Raw genomic sequence first — 18,700 nt, forward strand, 5'->3', positions numbered from 1 at the left:
GCAGCCCTGCGGGGGCAAGCTCCCTCGCCTCAAAAAGCGACCGTGTCAGCCCTTGCAAAACGTCTCGTGCAAATGCCGCCAAATGACCTTGCCACTGGCCGGTTTCTCAAACACCACCGTCGAGCGGCGATCCGAGTGCAGGCCGGTCGCATCGGTCTGCTGCTCGCGATAACTTACTACCGCACCACCGTCGTGCAGCGCGATACCGCGCAACTCGCTGAGCTTAATCCTGAAACCGAGCTTCTTGCCGCCGGCCAGCAAGAACAACTCGCTCAACGCCTCAAAATCCAGCACCCGGCCGAGGGGCGAGATCATGGAAAACTGTGGTGAAAACCGGCTCAGTAGTTGTTCAAGTTCCGAGTCGTCTTGTTCTTCGGCCAGCCATTGTTCGATGGCGACATGGGCCTGGATCACTTCGTCGAAGTAGTCGGTGTAGTCGGTCATGGTTGTTTCCTGAATTTTTGCAGCGTCTGGTCTGACGTCTTCGCGGGCAAGCCTCGCTCCTACAGGATTCTACTGGGTGCCATAAATAGCATTCACACCAAAGATCCCTGTGGGAGCGAGCCTGCTCGCGATGGCGTCGACTCGGTCTTAGAGTTGCCCCTTAAGCCCAAACCGTTTCATCAACCCCGCCTCCAGCAACCCCTTTGGCAGCAACCCCGCCAACAACGGCAACGCCCGGCTGCCATTGCCCAGGCGAATCAGCCGTGGTGGTTTGCTCTGTTGGACAGCCTTGAGTAAACCAACGGCAAACTCCCTGGCCGGGGTCGGTTTGTCCTGTGAGGCCTTGGCCCGTGCACGAATGCCTTCACGCAACGCAAACCACGGCGATTGCTCAGTGATCAACTGCTCCGCCTCATGCCCGGCATTCTTGGCGAAGCTGGATTCGATCGCGCCTGGCTGCACCTCCATCACACGGATACCGAACGGTGCCAGCTCCATGCGCAGCGCATCGCTCAATGCGTGGACGGCGGCTTTCGAGGCGCAATACGCGCCGGCAAACGGCGTGACCAACACCCCGGAAACGCTGCCGATGTTCACCACCAATCCCTTGGCACGACGCAACACCGGGAACAGCGCGCGGGTCACGCCAACAATCGCGAACACATTGGTTTCGAACTGGCGCTGCATCGCCGGCACACCGCCGTCGAGCAGTGGCCCCATGGCGCCATAACCGGCGTTGTTGATCAGCACATCGAGGCCGCCATGTTGCTGGTTGATTCGCTCGCTTAACTGTTCGAGCGCCGCGCCGTCGTTGACGTCCAGCTGCACGGCCGTGAAACCGGCAGCGGCTAATGCGGCCACATCTTCAGCCTTGCGGGCGCTGGCCCAGACTTCGTAGCCGGCACCTTTGAACACATCGGCGAGGGCGCGGCCAATGCCGCTGGAGCAACCGGTAATCAACGCAACGGGCATGGCGCGGTCCTTGTGCAAAAAAATAGAGGGGGGGATCAGTCGGAGAAACTACCCTGCAAATGCTCGGCGCGAAACTCCAGGGTTTGCGGGCGATAGCCGGGGCGCAGCGGCGGCAGGGGCAAGCAGTCTTCCCAGTTGGCGCCGGCTTGCAGTTCGCCGGGGCCGCGATAACGCGGGGCGGCGTATTGATTGTCGGCCAGATTGACCGTATCGCCCGGCGCATACGCGGCGACGCGCCAGCGCAACTCGGTCAGCGGCACGTCGTTGCCGTTGTTCATGGTCAGCTTCAACGGCCGGTCTGCGGGGCAGTGTTCGGGCGCGTAGGTGATGCGCAACTCCAGGCGCGCCAGTTGCTTGACCTCGCGATTGTCCATCCAGATCACCCACGTGGCCACCAGGCCCAGGCCGATGGCGGCCGCCACCGAGACGGGCAAAGCCTTGGCTGGGTAGCGCAACAATAAAATCAGCCAGGTGATGACCAGCAAAACGCCGATGAACATGTTTGAACGCTCCTTGAACTCATGACCACCATCCTACCGAACGGCTGCGGGAATGGACATTCAAGGATCAGCCGTGATTGCCGTTGGTCGTCACTGTAATTTCTGACAGTAGCCAGCCCCGGCCACGAACGGTTAGATATCCAAAAGTAAACAGGAACGGGCCTGCATGCAGACCTCAGCGTTGGGAATGCACCACAAAACACCCAAAGTGTCGACCTTCGACCCGCGAGGGCTGCCAATTCGTTCGGTCGATTATTGGCGCGAGATCGAAGGTGTCCAGACTCAGGCCCGCATCAACCGAACCTTCCACAATGCCGCGGGATTCGCGGTAAAGCGCTGGGATCCGCGGCTGTGGTTGCTCCAGCAGCAAGATCCGATGACGCCGGCCAGTCTCACGACCGTGCATTCCCTTTCCGGTCATCCCGTCTGTACGGACAGTGTCGATGCTGGCTTACAGATCAGTCTGCTCGGCCTGGCCAATGAATTGCTGCAGGGCTGGGACAGTCGCGGTACCCGACGCGAGGTTCGCTACGACGACCTGCTGCGTCCCCTGGCGGTGTTTGAGCACGTCGCCACCCAGCCGCCCCGATGCGCCGAGCGCATGGAATACGGTCGCCCCGATCATGGCAACGATGATCACAACCCCTTCGGGCAGTTGATTCGCCACGACAGCCCCGGCGGGACGGTACAGTTTGAAGCGTTTGCGATCACCGGCCAATGCACCCGGCATGTCCAGCACTTCAACCTGGAAGCCGTTGCAGCGGATTGGCCGGAGCCAATAGTGGATCGACAAAACCTGCTCGAGCCAGGCGAAGGGGCCCGCTCAACGTGGCGTTACGGTCCGTTGGGTGAGGTGCTGGAAACCGTCGATGCCCGGCAGAACGGCCAGACCTTCGCCTTTACCGTGGACGGTCGGTTACGCCAAGGCGCCCTGAAACTGGCCGGCAAGCCCGCTTGGCAAACACTGGTCAGCGACATCGAGTACAACGCCGAGGGACAGGTCGTACGAGAAGTGGCGGGTAACGGCGTACAAACAACGCTCACGTATGACCCCGAGGATGGGCGCTTGCTGGAGCGGCGTGCGTACAGCGACCGAGCCGGACTGCTGCAACATCTGTTCTACGTCTATGACCGTGTGGGCAATGTGTTGAGTATCGAAGACAAGGCGCTGCCGGTGCGCTACTTCAACAATCAACGCATCGACCCTCTCAGTCGGTTTATCTACGACAGTCTTTATCAGTTGATCCAGGCGTTTGGCTGGGAGGCAGGCAGCCGCAACCAGGGGCCGGACTCAGTCGGCCGCACTGATCCGGCAGCGGTCAGCAATTACCATCAGACCTACCGCTATGACGAGGGCTGCAACCTGCTGAAGCTGACACATGTCGGCGCACAGAGCCCGGGGCGAGAACTGACAGCCGCGCGCTACAGCAATCGCTGCCTGCCCTGGCGCAACGGCGTGCCGCCAACCGAAGCAGATATCGCGGCTGCATTTGATGCCAAGGGCAACTTGCTGGAACTGGATCAGGGGCGCTTTCTGACGTGGAATGTGCGTAATCAATTGCACTCGGTCAGCCCGGTAGAGCGCGATTCCGGACGCAATGACTGTGAACTCTATCTCTATGACGGCGCTGGCCAGCGGACGCGCAAAATTCGTTCGTTGCAGACCAACGCCAGAACCATGATGGCGGAAGTGCGCTACTTGCCGGGGCTTGTACTTAGTACCGACAGTGGCACCGGAGAGGTGCGGCAGGTCATCACCGCACAGGCCGGTCTCAACGCCGTGCGGGTGTTGCATTGGGAAAGCGTACCGCCGTCCGGCGTCAACGATCAGCACCGCTACACCCTGGTCGACCACCTGAAATCCTGCACCGTGGAACTGGCCGACGATGCGCAAATCATCAGCCAGGAACTCTTTTATCCCTATGGCGAAACCGCGTGGTACGCCGGAGCGGACGTGGTAGACAGCGACTATAAAACCATTCGTTATTCGGGCAAGGAGCGGGAGACCACCGGGCTCTATAACTACGGACTGCGCTACTACGTACCGTGGTTGTTTCGTTGGCTCAATCCTGATCCGAAGGGAGGTATTGATGGGCCTAACCTGTATCAGATGGCCCAGAACAATCCGGTCACCTTTATTGATGATGATGGAGCTGTCACGCGCAAAAAACTGGCCAACGGATTGTGGGAGCCGGTCATTGCGGCAGGTGCAGCGCGCGATATTCCGGATGCGCCATCTATTGATAGAGGAAAACCTAACTTGAGTGTGCCGGCGACCGGTAAGCCGACCAACATTCACAAGGCCCTGGAGGTAAGCGAGTTTAGCCGGGTGGAGGTCAGCACTACGTTTCTGGATCCGGTTCCTGGTCGATATTCGAAAGATATTCTTTCCGGCGTAAGTAATAAGAATGGCGGGGGCGAGTTTATATTCACCATGGACCAACTGAGTTACTCGGGAGCTAGAAAGGGGATGTTCAACGCATTAAGAATCGTTGATATCCCAAAGGGCGAGATTCCCGACAAAGCCAATGCGGTGTCTGGTTTCTGGGCTCCGCAAGGCGGTTATGTGGATATACCACTCAGGCCCACTGGAACCGAGCCTGATCATGTATTCACTCCAGGCTTCAGTGGTTGTTCTCTGACCGTGGATCAACTAAACGACAGTGTGCTTCGCGTCCGGCATGTGGAGGGCTCGAAGGAAAATGTGCAATACAACGAACTTTCCGCACGGGAACATGGGATGGGGCTTGGCGCGGCGATGGAATTTCAGGACTACGCCTATGCCTCGGACGGGCAAGGCCTACAGGAGTTAGTCACCACCGGTTTCGCATTTATGAAGTACGATCGAAAACAAAGTGCCTGGAATATTCATTATCAGACCATTCAAGGGGCAAGCGGTATCGAGCGCTACGCACCAGGCAAAACGGGCTTGTTCAATCGCTCGAACGCTGCTGTTTCCATTTATTCACAGACGAAGATCAGAAAGACCATGGCCAAGCAGGTGGTCACTGCGAAAAGGTCCAGCAATGGATAACAAAAAGCCCCCGACCCACCCGCTGCGGATAGGGAAAACGCAGCGGACTGGACGGGGGCTTTTTGTTTTTACTTAACGCTTACTGCGCGATGGTTTTCACCGACACGCCGCGTTCGATCGGGGTAGAGCGACCGTAGATATCTTCGAACCGCTCGATATCGTCTTCGCCCAGGTAGCTGCCCGATTGCACTTCGATGATCTCGAGTGGGATCTTGCCCGGGTTGCGCAGACGGTGAACCGAAGCGATCGGGATGTAGGTCGACTGGTTTTCGCAGAGCAGGAACACGTTTTCGTCGCAGGTTACTTCGGCCGTGCCGCTGACCACGATCCAGTGTTCGGCACGGTGGTGGTGCATTTGCAGGGACAGGCACGCGCCCGGCTTGACCGAGATGTGCTTGACCTGGAAGCGGCCGCCCATGTCCACCGAGTCGTAGGAACCCCACGGACGATAGACTTCGCAGTGGTTCTGGGTTTCGCTGCGGCCTTGCTCGTTGAGGGTGTTGACCATTTGTTTCACGCCTTGGACCGAGTCCTTGTGGGCGATCATCATGGCGTCCTTGGTTTCGACGACCACGATGTTTTCCAGGCCGATCACCGACACCAGTTTGCCGTTGCCGTGAATCATGCAGTTTTTGCTGTCCTGGATGACCACGTCGCCTTTGGTGACGTTGCCGTTGAGGTCTTTTTCATTCACTTCCCACAGCGACGCCCAGCAACCGACATCACTCCAGCCGGCAGTTAGCGGTACGACGCAGGCGCGCTGGGTTTTTTCCATCACCGCGTAGTCGATGGAGTTGTCCGGGCAGCAGGCGAAGGTGGCTTCGTCGAAGGTGATGGTGTCGGCATCTTGCTCGCTGCGCTCAAGGGTCAGCAGGCAGGTGTCGTAGATGTCCGGATCGTGTTTTTTCAGCTCTTCCAGGAAGCGGCTGGCACGGAACAGGAACATGCCGCTGTTCCAGAAGTAACCGCCGGACTGGACGAACTCGGTGGCGCGTTTCACGTCCGGTTTTTCGACGAAGTGCGAGACACGGCTGACGCCTTCGGGCAACAGCGAGTCGGCGGTCGATTTGATGTAGCCGTAACCGGTTTCCGGTTTGGTGGCCGGTACGCCGAACAACACCATTTCGCCGTTTTCCGCAGCGACGGTGGCCAGGGCCAGTGCGCGTTGCAAGGCTTTCTGGTCTTCCAGCACGTGGTCGGCCGGCAGTACCAGCATCAATTCGTCACGACCTTCGTTGACCAGCATCATCGCGGTCAGGGCCACGGCCGGCGCCGTGTTGCGGCCGAACGGTTCCATCAGGATGCGCTGGGTTTCCAGTTTACGGTTGCTCAGCTGCTCGTTGACGATGAAGCGGTGGTCTTTGTTGCAGACCACGATCGGGGTGTCCATGCCTTCAAACACCAGGCGTTCCAGGGTTTGCTGGAACAGCGTGTGTTCGCCGGTCAGGGCGAGGAACTGTTTAGGGAATTGCTTACGCGAAAGCGGCCAAAGACGTGAGCCGCTACCACCTGACAAGATCACCGGAATCATGTTGTTACTCCTTGAAAATCGTATGGGTCAGAGCTACTGCGTTCTGTCGTTTCACTCTTGTTCTTATTCCGTAGCCAGGCCGTTTCACCGATCTCTGTAGCAGTTGCCGAGCCTGCGAGGCTGCGTTCGAGCGCGAAGCGGTCGTTATCCTGGCAACCCGGTCTCTCTGGAAGACCGAATGTGCCGGTTTTACGACTGCTGCGCAGCCGGACGCAGGCTTCGCCAGCTGCTACAGAGGGATCACCGTCCTGACAAAACTATTTAGCGCGTCGAAACCGGGCGTTTTACCCAGACTGGCGACAGGCTGCTGCCTTTACCGGTGACGTACAGCACGGCGGCTTCACCGCGTTCCAGGGCAACCGGTTTCACGTCGCCGACTTTGGTGGCGCCGTCATACAGGGCCAGGCTGACTTTGACCGGGTTGATTTCACGCTCGCCACGGCCCTTGGCCGCTACAGACGGAACCACTTCGGTCTTGCCGTCAGCGGTTTTCAGGGTCAGGGCCTTGTCGCTGAGGTTCTGTACGCGAACCAGGGATTTTTGCTTGTTCTTGAACGGCGGCTCTTCGATCAGTTGCGGCGCGCCGCTGGCGTTGTTGACCAGGGTGTAATAGTGATCACCGGCCAGTTTCACCGGCAGGGTCTGGCTACCGACCTTGGCGCTGTAGTCGCCACCCGGCATGAAGCTGAAGTCAGTGCTGGACAGCGGCGCGACTTCGGCCAGGTTGGTGGAGCCGACGGTGGCGCTGACTTCAGCGTTACCAGCGTTGTAGACACGCACGAAGCTCGAACCTTTTGGTGCTGTCGGGCCGTAGAGTGCGCCGTCGCCAGCGAAGGCGGACATCGACAACACGCTCATGCCTGCAACGAGTGCGAAGGTCTTGGCGAGACGGCGAGGAGTAGTAGTGAAAGTCATGGTAGTACCTCTCTCTTTCAGTTTTGCGCCCGGTCGGGCGTCTCGGATTTAGTGTTTGCGGCTACGTTTTGTTGGTTTACGCCGGCAGCTTTGAGCTCTGCGACCCACTGCGGGTCGGCGTCACCGATTTCGTTGTTCACAGGCAGATAACGTTCAGGAAACTCCCAGATCAGCACCTGTGGCGGGCTGTTCTTGAAAGCATCACTTTTGAGGTAGCTGAGCATCGGCAGAATCGGGCCGTGGCCGTCTTCGGCGTAATTGACCACGTCGCTTTGCAACGCTTGTTTCAGCGCCCCGACGAAGTTCCAGTTAGGGTTGGCGCTGTAGCTGGTGCCGATCAGGGCCACCGGCACTTCGGTGTTGGCGAACAGCGCGTCATCACCGGCAGGCTGGTCTTGCGCCACCACGGTGTTGCGCTTTTGCAACGGTTCAGTCTTGGGCATCAGGTTTTCGAACAGCGGGTCCAGCGGCAGGAACAACCGCAGGTCGCCCTTGTGCGTGACTTTCTCCGCAGGTTCGGTGACGAAGCGTTGCGGCTCGCCGCTGAGCGGGGTTTTCTCGGCAATGGTTTTGGCCAGGGTCTCGGCGGCGATTTGCGCGCCTTCCGGGGTCCAGTGGGTGTCGGTGCGCAGGAACACTTGCTGACCGTCCAGCTTGGCTTTCAGCATCGGGCCGAACAGGTCGGGCGCGATGATCTTGTTGGCCGCCACGCGAGCATGGAAGTCTTCATAGAGGTTGGCGTGAATGCTCGAAGGTTTCACTGCGCCCAGGTGTTCCGGGTACAGGCGAGTCTTGGCTGGCACGATCGCCATTACCAGTTTCACGCCTTTGGCCTTCAATTCCTGACGTACGCCTTCTACGAGCGCGTAGTTGCCTTGCAGGTTCAACTCTTCGTTGACGATCGGGTTGAATTCTTCATCGCTGTACAACCATTGATCGCGACCGAGCACCACGCCCGGACGACCTTCGTTGAACAGTTTGAAATCCAGCGCGGCCCAAAGGTTGGTGCCCAGGCGCTTGATCGGGAACTCTTCGTCGTAATGGGTTTCCACGGCTTTGGCCCAGCGGCCGTTGAGCACCGTCGCATCGGCGTTGGTGCTGAAGCCGAAGAAGCTGCGCGTCGACCACAGGCCCAGCACCAGCAGGGTCACCATGAACAGGGCGATGTAGAAGATGCGTAATGAGCGGGTCATAGTCAGATCCCTCAGAACTGGAAGTAAAGGAACGGCGAGAAGCTTTGCGCCGAGAGTTTGAAAATCGAGGCGATGAACAGCACCAGCACCAGCGTGCGCATCACGTAACGCGACCAGTCAGCGGTCCAGTAAGCCGGTTGCACGGTGGCTTCAACGCCGACGGTGTAACCCGGTTCGTGGATGCTGCCCGGGTTGTCGCCCGGTACGGCTTTGATCATTCCAGGCGTGGCAGCAGCGGGGCCATCGGCCTCGACATTCACCACAGGCTTGGTCTTTTCTGGCGGCAGGTTGGTGTAGAAATCACGGATGCCGAAGAACGCCAGGGTCATGTAAGCCACCACCAGGGTCGCCACTTGCAGGCCGGTGAGGCTGGCCGCGTTGAGTTCCGACAACGACCATTCGCCGAAGCTGAACATCGCGTGGTACATGCGACCGGCGACGTGCAGGTTTTCCGAGCGGAAGATCACCCAACCCATGACCACGAGCAGGAAAGTCAGCGCCCAGCGGATCGGGTTGATGCTGCGTGGCGAGGTGTTGAGGCCCAGGGCCTTTTCGATCGCCAGCCACATACCGTGCCAGGCGCCCCAGATGATGTACGTGATGTTCGCGCCGTGCCACAGACCACCGAGCAGCATGGTCAGGAACAGGTTGCGATAGGTCATCAGCGTGCCTTTACGGTTGCCGCCCAGCGTGATGTACAGGTAGTCACGCAACCAGGTCGACAGGCTGATGTGCCAGCGACGCCAGAACTCGGTGATCGACTGGCTGATGTACGGCTGCTTGAAGTTTTCCATGAAGCGGAAACCCATCATCAATCCCAGGCCGATCGCCATGTCGCTGTAACCGGAGAAGTCGAAGTACAACTGCGCGGTGTAGGCGAGTGCTCCGAGCCAGGCATCACCCGTGGTCGGGTTCTGCAAGGCAAAGCAATGGTCGGCCACCACCGCCAGTGTGTCGGCGATGAAGACTTTCTTGATGAAACCCTGCATGAACCGCGTGGCACCTTCGGAGAACTTGTCGAGGGTGTGGGTGCGGTTGTTGAACTGGTCGGCCAGGTCACGGAAACGCAACACAGGGCCGGCGATCAAGTGCGGGAAGATCGCCACAAACGCGGCAAAGTCGATCAGGTTGCGGGTCGCCGGGGTGTCCCCCCGGTAGACGTCGATGATGTAGCTGATGGACTCGAAGATGTAGAACGAGATCCCGATCGGCAACAGCACGTGGGTCAGGATGAACGGCGACAGACCGACCGAAGTCATCATCGCGTTGATGCTGTCGACGCCGAAGTTGGCGTACTTGAAGTAGCCGAGGATGCACAGGTCGACGCCCACGCCCAGGAGCAACCAGCGTTGTGCCGGTTTGGTCCGAACGCCTGCGGCACCGACTTTAAGGCCGATCCAGTAGTTCCACAACGTGACGGCTGCGAACAGCGCAAGGAAGTCCACACGCCACCAGGCATAGAACATGTAGCTGGCGAGCAGCAGCAGCAGGTTGCGATAGCGTATTCCGCTCAAGTAGTACATGCCGAGAAAGATCGGCAGGAACAAAAACAGGAACACGTTGGATGAAAATACCATCCCGGTCTCTCCATGTTTAACCACAGTCAAGGGCCAACGGCCCCCCCAAACCCCCCACCGAAAACCGGGGGATGTATTGCATTCAAATCACCGCGATCCCTGTAGGAGCGAGGCTTGCCCGCGAAGGCGGAGTGTCAGTCGACATCATTGGTGAATGTCAGACCGCCTTCGCGGGCAAGCCTCGCTCCTACGGGGATTTGTGTTTGGCTCTAGGAGCCTTTTTTGCCTTTCTCGTTGGCCGGGTCGTAGACCTTGGTCAGGTCACCCCCGAGGCGGAAGGTCTTGAACGGCTGCATCTCGTGTTTTTTCTCGAGCACATCCGGCGAGCAGGTGTAGAGCGTGCAGAACGGTTCGAGCCAGGCGAATTTCGAGTCCTCTTTCAGGTCGGTCATGTCCTGTTCTTTACCGTTCTTGTTCTCGAATTCTTCCGGGTCTTCGACACCCGCGAGCACTCGATCACCCAGGCGTTTCAATGCGCCGTTGTTTTCCTGACGCAAGTCCACACCGTTGACCTGAGCGAAACTGGCGATCATCGCCAGCGGCGGCAGGGCGTAGTTGTGGTAGGCGAGGGCGCGTTGCTGGCGCTTGAGCTCGTTAGGCAGGAAACCTTGGGCGTCGATCTGATTGGCGCCGACCTTGAATTCCTTCACCGACCAGTCGAACAGATCACGGCGGTTGGTGGCGATGGACGTTGCCATCACCGACCAGGCGGACCAGTACGAGTGGTTGTTGGTTTTTTCCAGCGGCAGGTTGTCCCAATCGCTGACCACCTGGTCCGCCATTTTGCTGAACCAGGCTTCGATCAACTGCGACTCTTGCTGATGGTTCGCCAACGGATGGGAGTCAGAGAACTTCAGGCGAATGTAGGACGAGGCCATGCTGCCCAACGCCCATTTGCGCATGGACTTGCCGGTGTGGTTGAAGTCCTTGGACATCAACGCATCGGCCTTGGCCCAGGCGGTCAACCAGTTCAACGTACAGTCAAGCTGTTCCGGACGACCGTCACGCATGTACTGCATCACGAGCTTGCTGGTGCCGCGCTCAATCTTGGTGATGTCGGCAGTGGTGTCGCGGAACGCTTTTTCCGAGGCTTCGTTCAGGGTCGAACGGGCCTTGTCGGAACCTTCGTATTTGCTGCGAAATTGCAGCGAGCCGGTGTACGGCGTCGGGACCGCGTCACAGCCTTCGCTCTTGTCGCCGGTTTTGACTTTTTCAATCGGCGCGAAGTAGCCCTGTGGCGGACGCAGTGGCGCGGCAGCCTGGGTGGCGCCGGCGAACATCGCCAACGTCAGCAGGGAGGGCGCGATTAACTTTTTCAAAGTTCGGGTTTGCATGCATGTCATAAGAGATTGCCTCACTGCCCGGCTTGAGCGGTACGTTGCCCAGCGCCAGGGAATACATTGCGTTTGCAGATCTTCGCTTCGACTTTCTGTGGAGTGGCACCCGCTTCAGGGCCCTGGATTTCGACGGCCAGCAGATTCTGCGAGGCCCAGTCTTCGTCCGTGCGCAACTCAAAGGCGAAACGCCCGTCGGTGTCGGAGGTTTCCGGTTTATCGATCTTGATGTCCTCGTGGCGACCGTTCATGTACCAGAGGGTGGCTTGCAGAGTTTTCACCGATGGATCGGCGAAGCGGATGTCGACCTGGTGACTGCTGTTTTGCAGGTTCAGGTTCTTGCTGTTGACCATCAATTCGTTCTTGCCCGGTTTCAACGTGGTGCTGCCGGTCATCTGTGCATCCTTTCCTTCGCAACCGTTGTCCAGCAGCGCCATCATCTGGCGGTAGATGGTTTCCTGGTCGAGGCGATAGAGCGGCGAGAATTCCCAGATCAGAATCTTCGGCGGCTTGGTCTGGAATTCTTCGCTGCCCAGGTACTGCAGCATCGAACCTTCCAGGCCACCGCCGGGGAACGCCACGTTGAGGATGTCGGCGCCGATGGCCTCTTCGAGGAAACCGGCGAAGTTGTAGTTCTTGCCACTGTGGCTGGTGCCGACCAGGGTGATCTCTGGATTGCCAGAGTCACTGAACAGGTCGCCGTCCGCTGCTTCGCCCTTGGGCTCGGTGGTGAACTGATCCATGTACTGGACCGCGTAGCTGGTGCCACAGAGTTGACCGGCCATGTTGTGTAACGTTCCGGTCTTGCCCATGCGACCCGACTTATGGCTCTCGAATTCGCGCTTGGGAATGTCAGCGAACTCAGGCAATTGCTTGATTTTCTCGCCGACGATTTTCGCTGTGCGCTGGGCCCCATACGGCGTCCAGTGTTGGTCGCCGCGGAAGTAGAAGTCGTGGGCCGGCAAGGTGTCGGGCAGCGATTCGTTGGTCAGCGGCGACAGGTCCGGAACCACGTAGCCCATGGCGGCGAAACGCCCGAGCATGGTCTTGTAGTTCTTCAGTGCCTTGTCGAAATCGAATTTGGCTTTGTCTTCCGGATTGAGCTTGTTGCGGTTTACCAGGCCACGGGTCGGCTGGTAAACGACGACCAGTTCTATGCCTTTGCTTTTGAACGCATCGTGCAGCTCTTTCATGCGTTTGTAGCCGGCGGGGGTGGTGTCGAATTCGGTGCGCAAGTCTTCCTGGGTACGGAACAACCAATCGCCCTGAGCCTGCACCAGCGTGGTGAAGTTCTGCTGATAACGCGTGGTGTAGTTCTTCGCGTCGTGGGCTTCGGGGCACAGGTTGCAGCACGGTTCGGCGCTGAAGGCAGGTGCTTTGGCTTCATCGGCACGAGCGCCGGCGCTGGCCGCGAGAATGCCGGCGGTCAGGGCCGACAGGCTGAGTAATTTGATCAAGTGTGGGTGCATAAAATTATCCTCAGTCCTGCATTTCGGTCTGGCGTTCGACAGGGTCGATCAGCACGGCTTTCTGCTGGCGCACCAGCAGGTCGAGAATTTCATCCTGGCGCTCGCCAAGAATCCCGTTGAAGCTGATGCCACTGGATTTGGTCGGGGCGAGCATGGACACGCGGTACAACTCGACGCTCAGCGGCGAGTCGATGGACAGCGGTCCGCTGCCGTTGCCGGCCAGTTCGCCACCGACGATGATCAGCGAGACCTGCGCGTCGAACGGGTCGAGCTTGATGTCCCGGTCGGTGTCGCTCAGGTCCTTGATGTGGCCGTACACGCCCGTCAGGCCGTTGGCCATGGCGAGGTTTTCGTAGAGGCGAATGTTCACGCTGTTACGAATACGGATGCCGTGGCGACGGTTGCTGATCACCTTGTTGCCGTAAATCAGATTGTCGCCACTCTCGTAGAGGGTGATGCCGTCCGTGTGGTTCTTGTAGATCTCGTTGTAGGCGATCAGGTTGTTCACGCTGTTACGGTCGATCACCAGGCCCGACAACTTGTTGTCGTAGCTGCGGTTGTTGAAGATGAAGCTGTTGTTGACCTCACGGGAAATAATGATCCCGTGCTTCTTCTTGGTCCCGAAAACGGTGTTGTCGGCGATGATCAGACCGTGTGAACGGTCATGCGGGTCGATGCCGTAGACGATGTTGTCTTTGTAGGTGTTGCCCTTGACCACGAAGTCCTGGGTTTCGTAGCAGTAGAAGCCGTACCACATGTCCGAGAACTCGGAACCGACGATCCAGCCGGTCGGTTCAGGGCGCTTGAGCACCTTGGCCATGTTCGGCGTGTATTGGGAAATACTCACGCCGTAGGACTTACTGTTGGCGTAGCCGAAACTGGCGATCTTGCTGTTGGCGATGTAGGTCTCGGTGCCGCCCCAAGACAGCATGAACGGACGGAATTCCTTCGGCGACTTGAAGACCGCCGGGCCGTTTGCTTTCTCGCTCCAGCCAGTGATCTTGGTATCACGCACAAACAATTGGCCGTCGTTGACCAGGAACGAACCGGACTCTTGGGACAGGCGCAGTTCCTGGGTCTGCTTGTCGATTTCCAGGATGCCTTTCTCACCCACCACGATCGGCAACTTCGCCAGGAACACGCCCGGCGATGTTTCGCTGAAGTACTGCTTGGGTACTTTCTTGGCCAGGTCCTTGAGGTTCATGTAGCCGTCGTCGATGAAGATCGCCTGCGGGATGCCGTGCTGACGAACCACCCACTCGGCCATCTTGTTATCGCCGCCGATGAAGTCCTTCAGGGCGTTTTCCTGCATCATCCGGCGCACGCTGATTTTGCCAGCCTTGGTGCGCACGATTTTCGCGGCGATGGCTTCGGCGGTGTAGCCGGAGGTGTCCGGCAGTTTCGGTTTTTCCAGTTCCAGCGGTGCGGTCGGTGCGCTGCTGACGGTGTAGGTCTTGGCCTGTTGCAACCCTTTTGCAATGGTCGCCGGTTGCCCTTTTTGAATGGGCGAGGCCGGCTCCACTGTGGCGAAGGCTGCCGTGCTGGCCAGCAGCATCGCGCCGGCCAGCAAGGTTATCGAGCCTCTCTTCGGACTGTTCATGTCAGGAACTCCCTTAGCGGTTCGCATCAGAAGCGCCAGATCACGTCGATAAACGCGCGGTGCATGTACGAGTCGACGCCTTTGCCATACGCATCGCCTGGCTTGAACACACCGCCGCGCAAACGCACGAGGGCCGAAGGCTCATCGATCGACTGACTGAGGGAGGCTGGCAGCAGGCCTTGCTTGAAGTACTTGGTGACGACCACGTCCATTTCCTGGCCGAGGTCCTTGCTACCGTCTTCCAGCGGCAGGGACGTGCTGGAAAGAATCGCCCCGGTGCCGTCGTCGGTATTGTTCTCGACGGCGTTGATGCCATTGCTGCCGACCGGCTTGTTACCGTCGACACGCCAGAATTTGTGGTAGATCACGCTGGCGTCGTATTCGTCGTTGAGCATCCACGAACCGAACAGGGTGGCGGTCTGCATGTTTTGCATTTCGCCACGGAAAGCTTCGCCGAAACGGTGAACCCGCGAGCGGGTGCCGGTGTAGTTCGAGCGGTTGCTTTCCAGGCCGTTCTGTTCGTAATCGGCGCTGGCGCGGGCATAGGCTGCACCGACTTGCCATTGCGGATCGAGGCGCAGACGCACGCCCAGGTCAGTGGCCCAGCCATCGACGTTGCCGCTGGTTTTGGCTTGTGCCGGCGCGGTGCCGTCGGCGTTCAGCGGGTTGACCTCGTCGCGGTCGCCACTCATGCCGGTGACGCTGCCCCAGTAGTTGACGGTGTTGGTGTTGCGCCAGTTGTAGGCATCGCTGTCGGCGGTCAGGCCGATCCAGCTGATGTCGCCGTTCTGTTTCTTGTCCAGAGAATCGGCAGGAACACCCGGCTGCGCGTAGTCGAGTTTGCCGTCATCGTGGGTGTGATGACCGCGAATGCCGACCCAGTTGCCCGGCGTCCACTGATACGCCGCATCGGCGTAAGCGTGCAGGCGATCCTTGTCTTTTGGGGCCAGTTCGGTGAGGTCGGTGCGGTACTCGCTGAAGCGTTCGGCCACACCGGCGTTGGCGCGCAACAGGGTGGTGTCGAAGGTCCAGTTCAGGGCTTCGATGTTGGTGTCGCGCCATTGGCCGTCATCGTTGTGCAGGCGCTGGCGACCGAGCTTGAGGATCTCGCCGGGGTACGGCGTCAGGCCGCTGTAGCCGACCCAGAACTCGCGCATCGCCAGGTAGTTTTTCTTGCTTTTGCGGTCACCGTTGTCGGTGGCCTGGGTGCCGTCGCTGTCGGACTGTTGCAGGGTGTCCGTCTCGATGATGTCGGTGGACGTCACGGCCTGGCCCATGGCGTAGCCGCTCCACGCGCCGCTCTCGCCGTAGATCCATGGACGCAGGTCGAGGCCGACGCCGTTGACGTCGCCGCCGCTTGCGGTACCCAGGTCGGTGTCGTCTTCGGACTGGGCAGTGATTTTCACGTCAAGGCCGTAGTTTTTGCTTTCAGTCAGGGCCGCCAGGGTCGGGCACGACCACAAGAGGGCGAATGAGAGGCCAATACCGGCCTTCACGAATGGATTCAACTTCATAGGGATTCCTCGCCGTCTTCTTCTTGCAGGGCATGCAGTTCCAGCGTGTTCTGGCTCAAGGCACCACGAACGTCCTGTTCTTGTTTCAACAGGCGTTTGGCCTCGGCGAGCTGGGCAGGCGGCAGTTGGGCTTCGAGTGTTTGCGCAAGCTCGGTGGCTTGCGGGGTGTTCTGCGCCTTGGCCAATTGGCTGAAGACGTAAGCGTTAAGCGGGTCGGGCTTGGTGCCCTTGCCTTGGGAAAACAGTTGGGCAATGGCGAAGTCGGCACTGTTCTGGCCGTTGCGCGCAGCCTTGAGCAGGTGGTCCAGCGCTTTCTGCGAATAGACCTGGCCCAGGTAACCGCGACGGTAGATCTGGCCGAGGTAGTAATCGGCGGCCACTTCTCGGTCGACGGCTTTCTTGAAGTGTTCTTCGGCGGCCTTCGCGTCGGCCGGCACCATTTTGCCTTCGTAGTAGAGCTTGCCCAGCAACAGTTCGGCACGTGGCTGGTCGGCGGCGCGGCCGTTGTCCAGGTACTTCATCATCGTGTCGACGTCGCCCAGTTCCGGGAAGTCGTAGAGCAATTGCGCGAGGCTGACCCAGGAAGCGGGGTAGCCCGGAGCGATGCCTTCGAGCAGCGACTGAGCGGTTTTCTCGTCGGTCTTGCCCAAGGTCGCATCACCCAACACGCGAGCGACGCTGTCCACGCGTTGAGCGGTGACCGTGCCGCGAGCCTGAGCGGCTTGCATCTGCTTGATCAGCTCGGCCTGTTGCTCTGGCTTGGCCTGTTTCTGATAGACCGTGGCCAGTTCGACGTAGCAGATGTCCGTGGTGTTCAACGCGGCTTTGCAGATGGTTTCCACTTCGTCCAGGTGCTGGTCGTAAGTGCCCTGGGTGCGATAGAGCAGCACTTGGGCCAGGCCCGCTTCCGGCTTGCCTTCGGCGCGCCATTGGCTGATCTGCTGCTGGGCGTTGACGTTGGGGAAACTGTGCGGGTATTGCAGGTACAGCATCGCCAGCGGGATCAGCGTATTGCCTTCGCCAGCGGCCGAAGCTTTTTTCAACAGGCCCTCGGCTTCGTGCTGTTCGGCTTCGGTGGAACCGGGTTTGGCCACCAGCAGACGACCCAGGCGAGCCTGGGCCCGCGGCGAGACGCTGGCCGCGGCGCGGTAAGTCGCCTCGGCCTGTTTGATCTGCGCCGGATCACGGCTATCGACCTGGATATCGGCCAGGCCAACCTGTGCTTCGCTGTAGCCCAGGTCTGCCAGTTGCTGGTAATTCTGCGCCGCCAGCGCGGTATCGCCGCGCTTGAGGGCTTCGTTGGCCAGACGTTGGTCTGGAAGGCCGGCACAACCGGCCAGAGCAATTGCCATGGCCAGGGTCAGCGGGACCGGCAGGATTCTGAGTGGGCTAGTCACGGGCATGTCCTCTGCTTAAAGACCGGAAGCCATGGCTTTGTCGATCAGCCAGTTCAGGTTCGGACCACGGGTGCTGTTCACTTCAACCGGGCGACCGGCGAACTTGCTGTCCAGTGGCTCGTCAGGCTGGATCAGCACGCGGATGTCGGAGGAAAGGTCGGCGCTTTTCAGGCTGGTGCTGCTGACGATCTTGCCGCTGCGGGTGGTTTCTTCGCCGGCAATCTGGAAGCTGACCGTGCTGCCTGGACGCACATCGGCGAACTGGCGATAGGTGAAGCGCGCTTCAATGTTGGCTTCGCTGTTGCGCGGCACCAGTTGGAAGATCACGTCGCCTTTGCTGGCGTACTGACCGTTGGCGACCATTTGCTGGGCCACGGTGCAATCGCACGGCGAGGTCAGGGTGCCGGTCATTTGCTTGCCGAACAGCTCTTCAACCTTGGCCGGTTGCAGTTGATTGTCGTCAAGATGGCCCTTGAGCACATCGAGCATGCTGGTGCTGAATGTCGCGAGCGGAGCGCCTTTGGCGGCAACGCCGTCGGCCTTGATCAGGCTCTGTACGGTGCCGTCACGCGGCATGGTGATGTTCATGCCCGGCACGCTGACCAGACCGGCCTGGGCGTGGCTGACGAAGTACATGCCGTACACCGACTTGAAGATGAAACCGAACGCCGCCAGGCCGACGATGAAAATCGCCAGGCTGAAGGTCACTGCACGCAGACGACCGAACGCGGTCATGCCGTGGCCGCCGTCCTTCATCTTGCGCGCCTTGGTGAAGTTGTCGCGCTGCAGGGTCGCGAGCATTTCACCCATGCTGACGATGTCGCCGGCCAGGTGCGAGGTGATCAGGTGGCGCAGGGTCGAAATGTCTTGTGGTTCCAGGTTCTGGAACTGGCAACCGACACGACCGGTCGGGCGGTCGAAGGAGCGCACTTGCAGCTCCACGTCCATGGCCAGGCCGAGGTTATCGATGACAAATTGCAGGCGAGCCTTGTACACGTCGCCGATTTTCAGCGGCAGTTGACCGGCGTTGAAGGCCAGACCGCCAGCGGAGAGGTCGATCACTCGAGCTTCCATCGGGGTCCGGTCGGGACCGAAGAAGCGCAGCTTGGCCGGGATTTTTACTCGGGCGTGCTGGCGCTGGGCTTCTGACTCATGCACTACGTTGGCGTTGACGGCGGTATTCATATGGGCGATTTCCTAGTTAATTCAGGCGAGTTCGG

At 59.4% G+C, this 18,700-nt stretch carries 14 protein-coding genes; 1 reads left to right on the forward strand and 13 read right to left on the reverse strand.

All coding sequences use genetic code 11. The features are described 5' to 3' along the window. Positions 1 to 45 precede the first annotated feature (45 nt). The 3 genes from ACA068_RS05355 to ACA068_RS05365 form a co-directional block, all read right to left on the reverse strand. Complete coding sequence (locus ACA068_RS05355; protein ID WP_497308182.1) at positions 46 to 444, reverse strand: DUF4440 domain-containing protein; 399 nt, start codon at positions 442 to 444, stop codon at positions 46 to 48. Between the two features lie 147 nt (positions 445 to 591). Beyond that, positions 592 to 1,416: an SDR family oxidoreductase gene (locus ACA068_RS05360; RefSeq protein WP_497308183.1), complete on the reverse strand. Its 825-nt coding sequence runs from the start codon at positions 1,414 to 1,416 to the stop codon at positions 592 to 594. A 35-nt stretch (positions 1,417 to 1,451) separates the two neighbouring features. Further along, positions 1,452 to 1,916, reverse strand: a complete 465-nt coding sequence (locus ACA068_RS05365; protein WP_497308185.1) for a multidrug transporter — start codon at positions 1,914 to 1,916, stop codon at positions 1,452 to 1,454. Between the two features lie 166 nt (positions 1,917 to 2,082). Between ACA068_RS05365 and ACA068_RS05370 the strand changes: the two genes are divergently transcribed. Continuing rightward, positions 2,083 to 4,950 (forward strand): RHS repeat domain-containing protein, encoded by a 2,868-nt coding sequence (locus ACA068_RS05370; protein WP_497308187.1) that lies wholly within the window; start codon positions 2,083 to 2,085, stop codon positions 4,948 to 4,950. A 79-nt stretch (positions 4,951 to 5,029) separates the two neighbouring features. Here ACA068_RS05370 and ACA068_RS05375 read toward each other — a convergent pair whose 3' ends face one another. The 10 genes from ACA068_RS05375 to ACA068_RS05420 all read right to left on the reverse strand — a co-directional run bounded on the left by ACA068_RS05375 (position 5,030) and on the right by ACA068_RS05420 (position 18,665). Further along, complete coding sequence (locus ACA068_RS05375) at positions 5,030 to 6,481, reverse strand: mannose-1-phosphate guanylyltransferase/mannose-6-phosphate isomerase (RefSeq protein ID WP_497308188.1); 1,452 nt, start codon at positions 6,479 to 6,481, stop codon at positions 5,030 to 5,032. Between the two features lie 261 nt (positions 6,482 to 6,742). After that, on the reverse strand, positions 6,743 to 7,396 hold the full coding sequence (locus ACA068_RS05380) for an alginate O-acetyltransferase AlgF (RefSeq protein WP_497308190.1): 654 nt from the start codon (positions 7,394 to 7,396) through the stop codon (positions 6,743 to 6,745). A 17-nt stretch (positions 7,397 to 7,413) separates the two neighbouring features. Beyond that, positions 7,414 to 8,589: an alginate O-acetyltransferase gene (locus ACA068_RS05385; protein ID WP_497308191.1), complete on the reverse strand. Its 1,176-nt coding sequence runs from the start codon at positions 8,587 to 8,589 to the stop codon at positions 7,414 to 7,416. 11 nt (positions 8,590 to 8,600) lie between these two features. After that, positions 8,601 to 10,166, reverse strand: coding sequence for an MBOAT family O-acyltransferase (locus tag ACA068_RS05390; protein ID WP_497308193.1), 1,566 nt, complete (start codon positions 10,164 to 10,166; stop codon positions 8,601 to 8,603). A gap of 209 nt (positions 10,167 to 10,375) precedes the next feature. Continuing rightward, positions 10,376 to 11,509, reverse strand: a complete 1,134-nt coding sequence (locus ACA068_RS05395) for a mannuronate-specific alginate lyase (RefSeq protein ID WP_497308194.1) — start codon at positions 11,507 to 11,509, stop codon at positions 10,376 to 10,378. 11 nt (positions 11,510 to 11,520) lie between these two features. Then, complete coding sequence (locus tag ACA068_RS05400) at positions 11,521 to 12,969, reverse strand: alginate O-acetyltransferase (RefSeq protein WP_497308196.1); 1,449 nt, start codon at positions 12,967 to 12,969, stop codon at positions 11,521 to 11,523. 10 nt (positions 12,970 to 12,979) lie between these two features. Further along, positions 12,980 to 14,569: a mannuronan 5-epimerase AlgG gene (gene algG / locus ACA068_RS05405; protein WP_497308197.1), complete on the reverse strand. Its 1,590-nt coding sequence runs from the start codon at positions 14,567 to 14,569 to the stop codon at positions 12,980 to 12,982. Between the two features lie 26 nt (positions 14,570 to 14,595). Next, the gene (locus tag ACA068_RS05410) at positions 14,596 to 16,083 is read right to left on the reverse strand and encodes an alginate export family protein (RefSeq protein WP_497308198.1); all 1,488 of its coding nucleotides are present in this window, start codon (positions 16,081 to 16,083) and stop codon (positions 14,596 to 14,598) included. Further along, positions 16,080 to 17,486 carry an alginate biosynthesis TPR repeat lipoprotein AlgK gene (gene algK / locus ACA068_RS05415; protein ID WP_497308199.1) on the reverse strand — a complete coding sequence of 469 codons (1,407 nt, stop codon included), beginning with the start codon at positions 17,484 to 17,486 and terminating at the stop codon, positions 16,080 to 16,082. The genes ACA068_RS05410 and algK overlap by 4 nt, the downstream gene beginning before the upstream one ends. A 9-nt stretch (positions 17,487 to 17,495) precedes the next feature. After that, a complete protein-coding gene (locus ACA068_RS05420; protein ID WP_497308200.1) occupies positions 17,496 to 18,665 on the reverse strand; it encodes a PilZ domain-containing protein in 1,170 nt (389 codons plus the stop codon). Positions 18,666 to 18,700: the final 35 nt, after the last annotated feature.

Source organism: Pseudomonas sp. LBUM1660 (assembly GCF_059695935.1).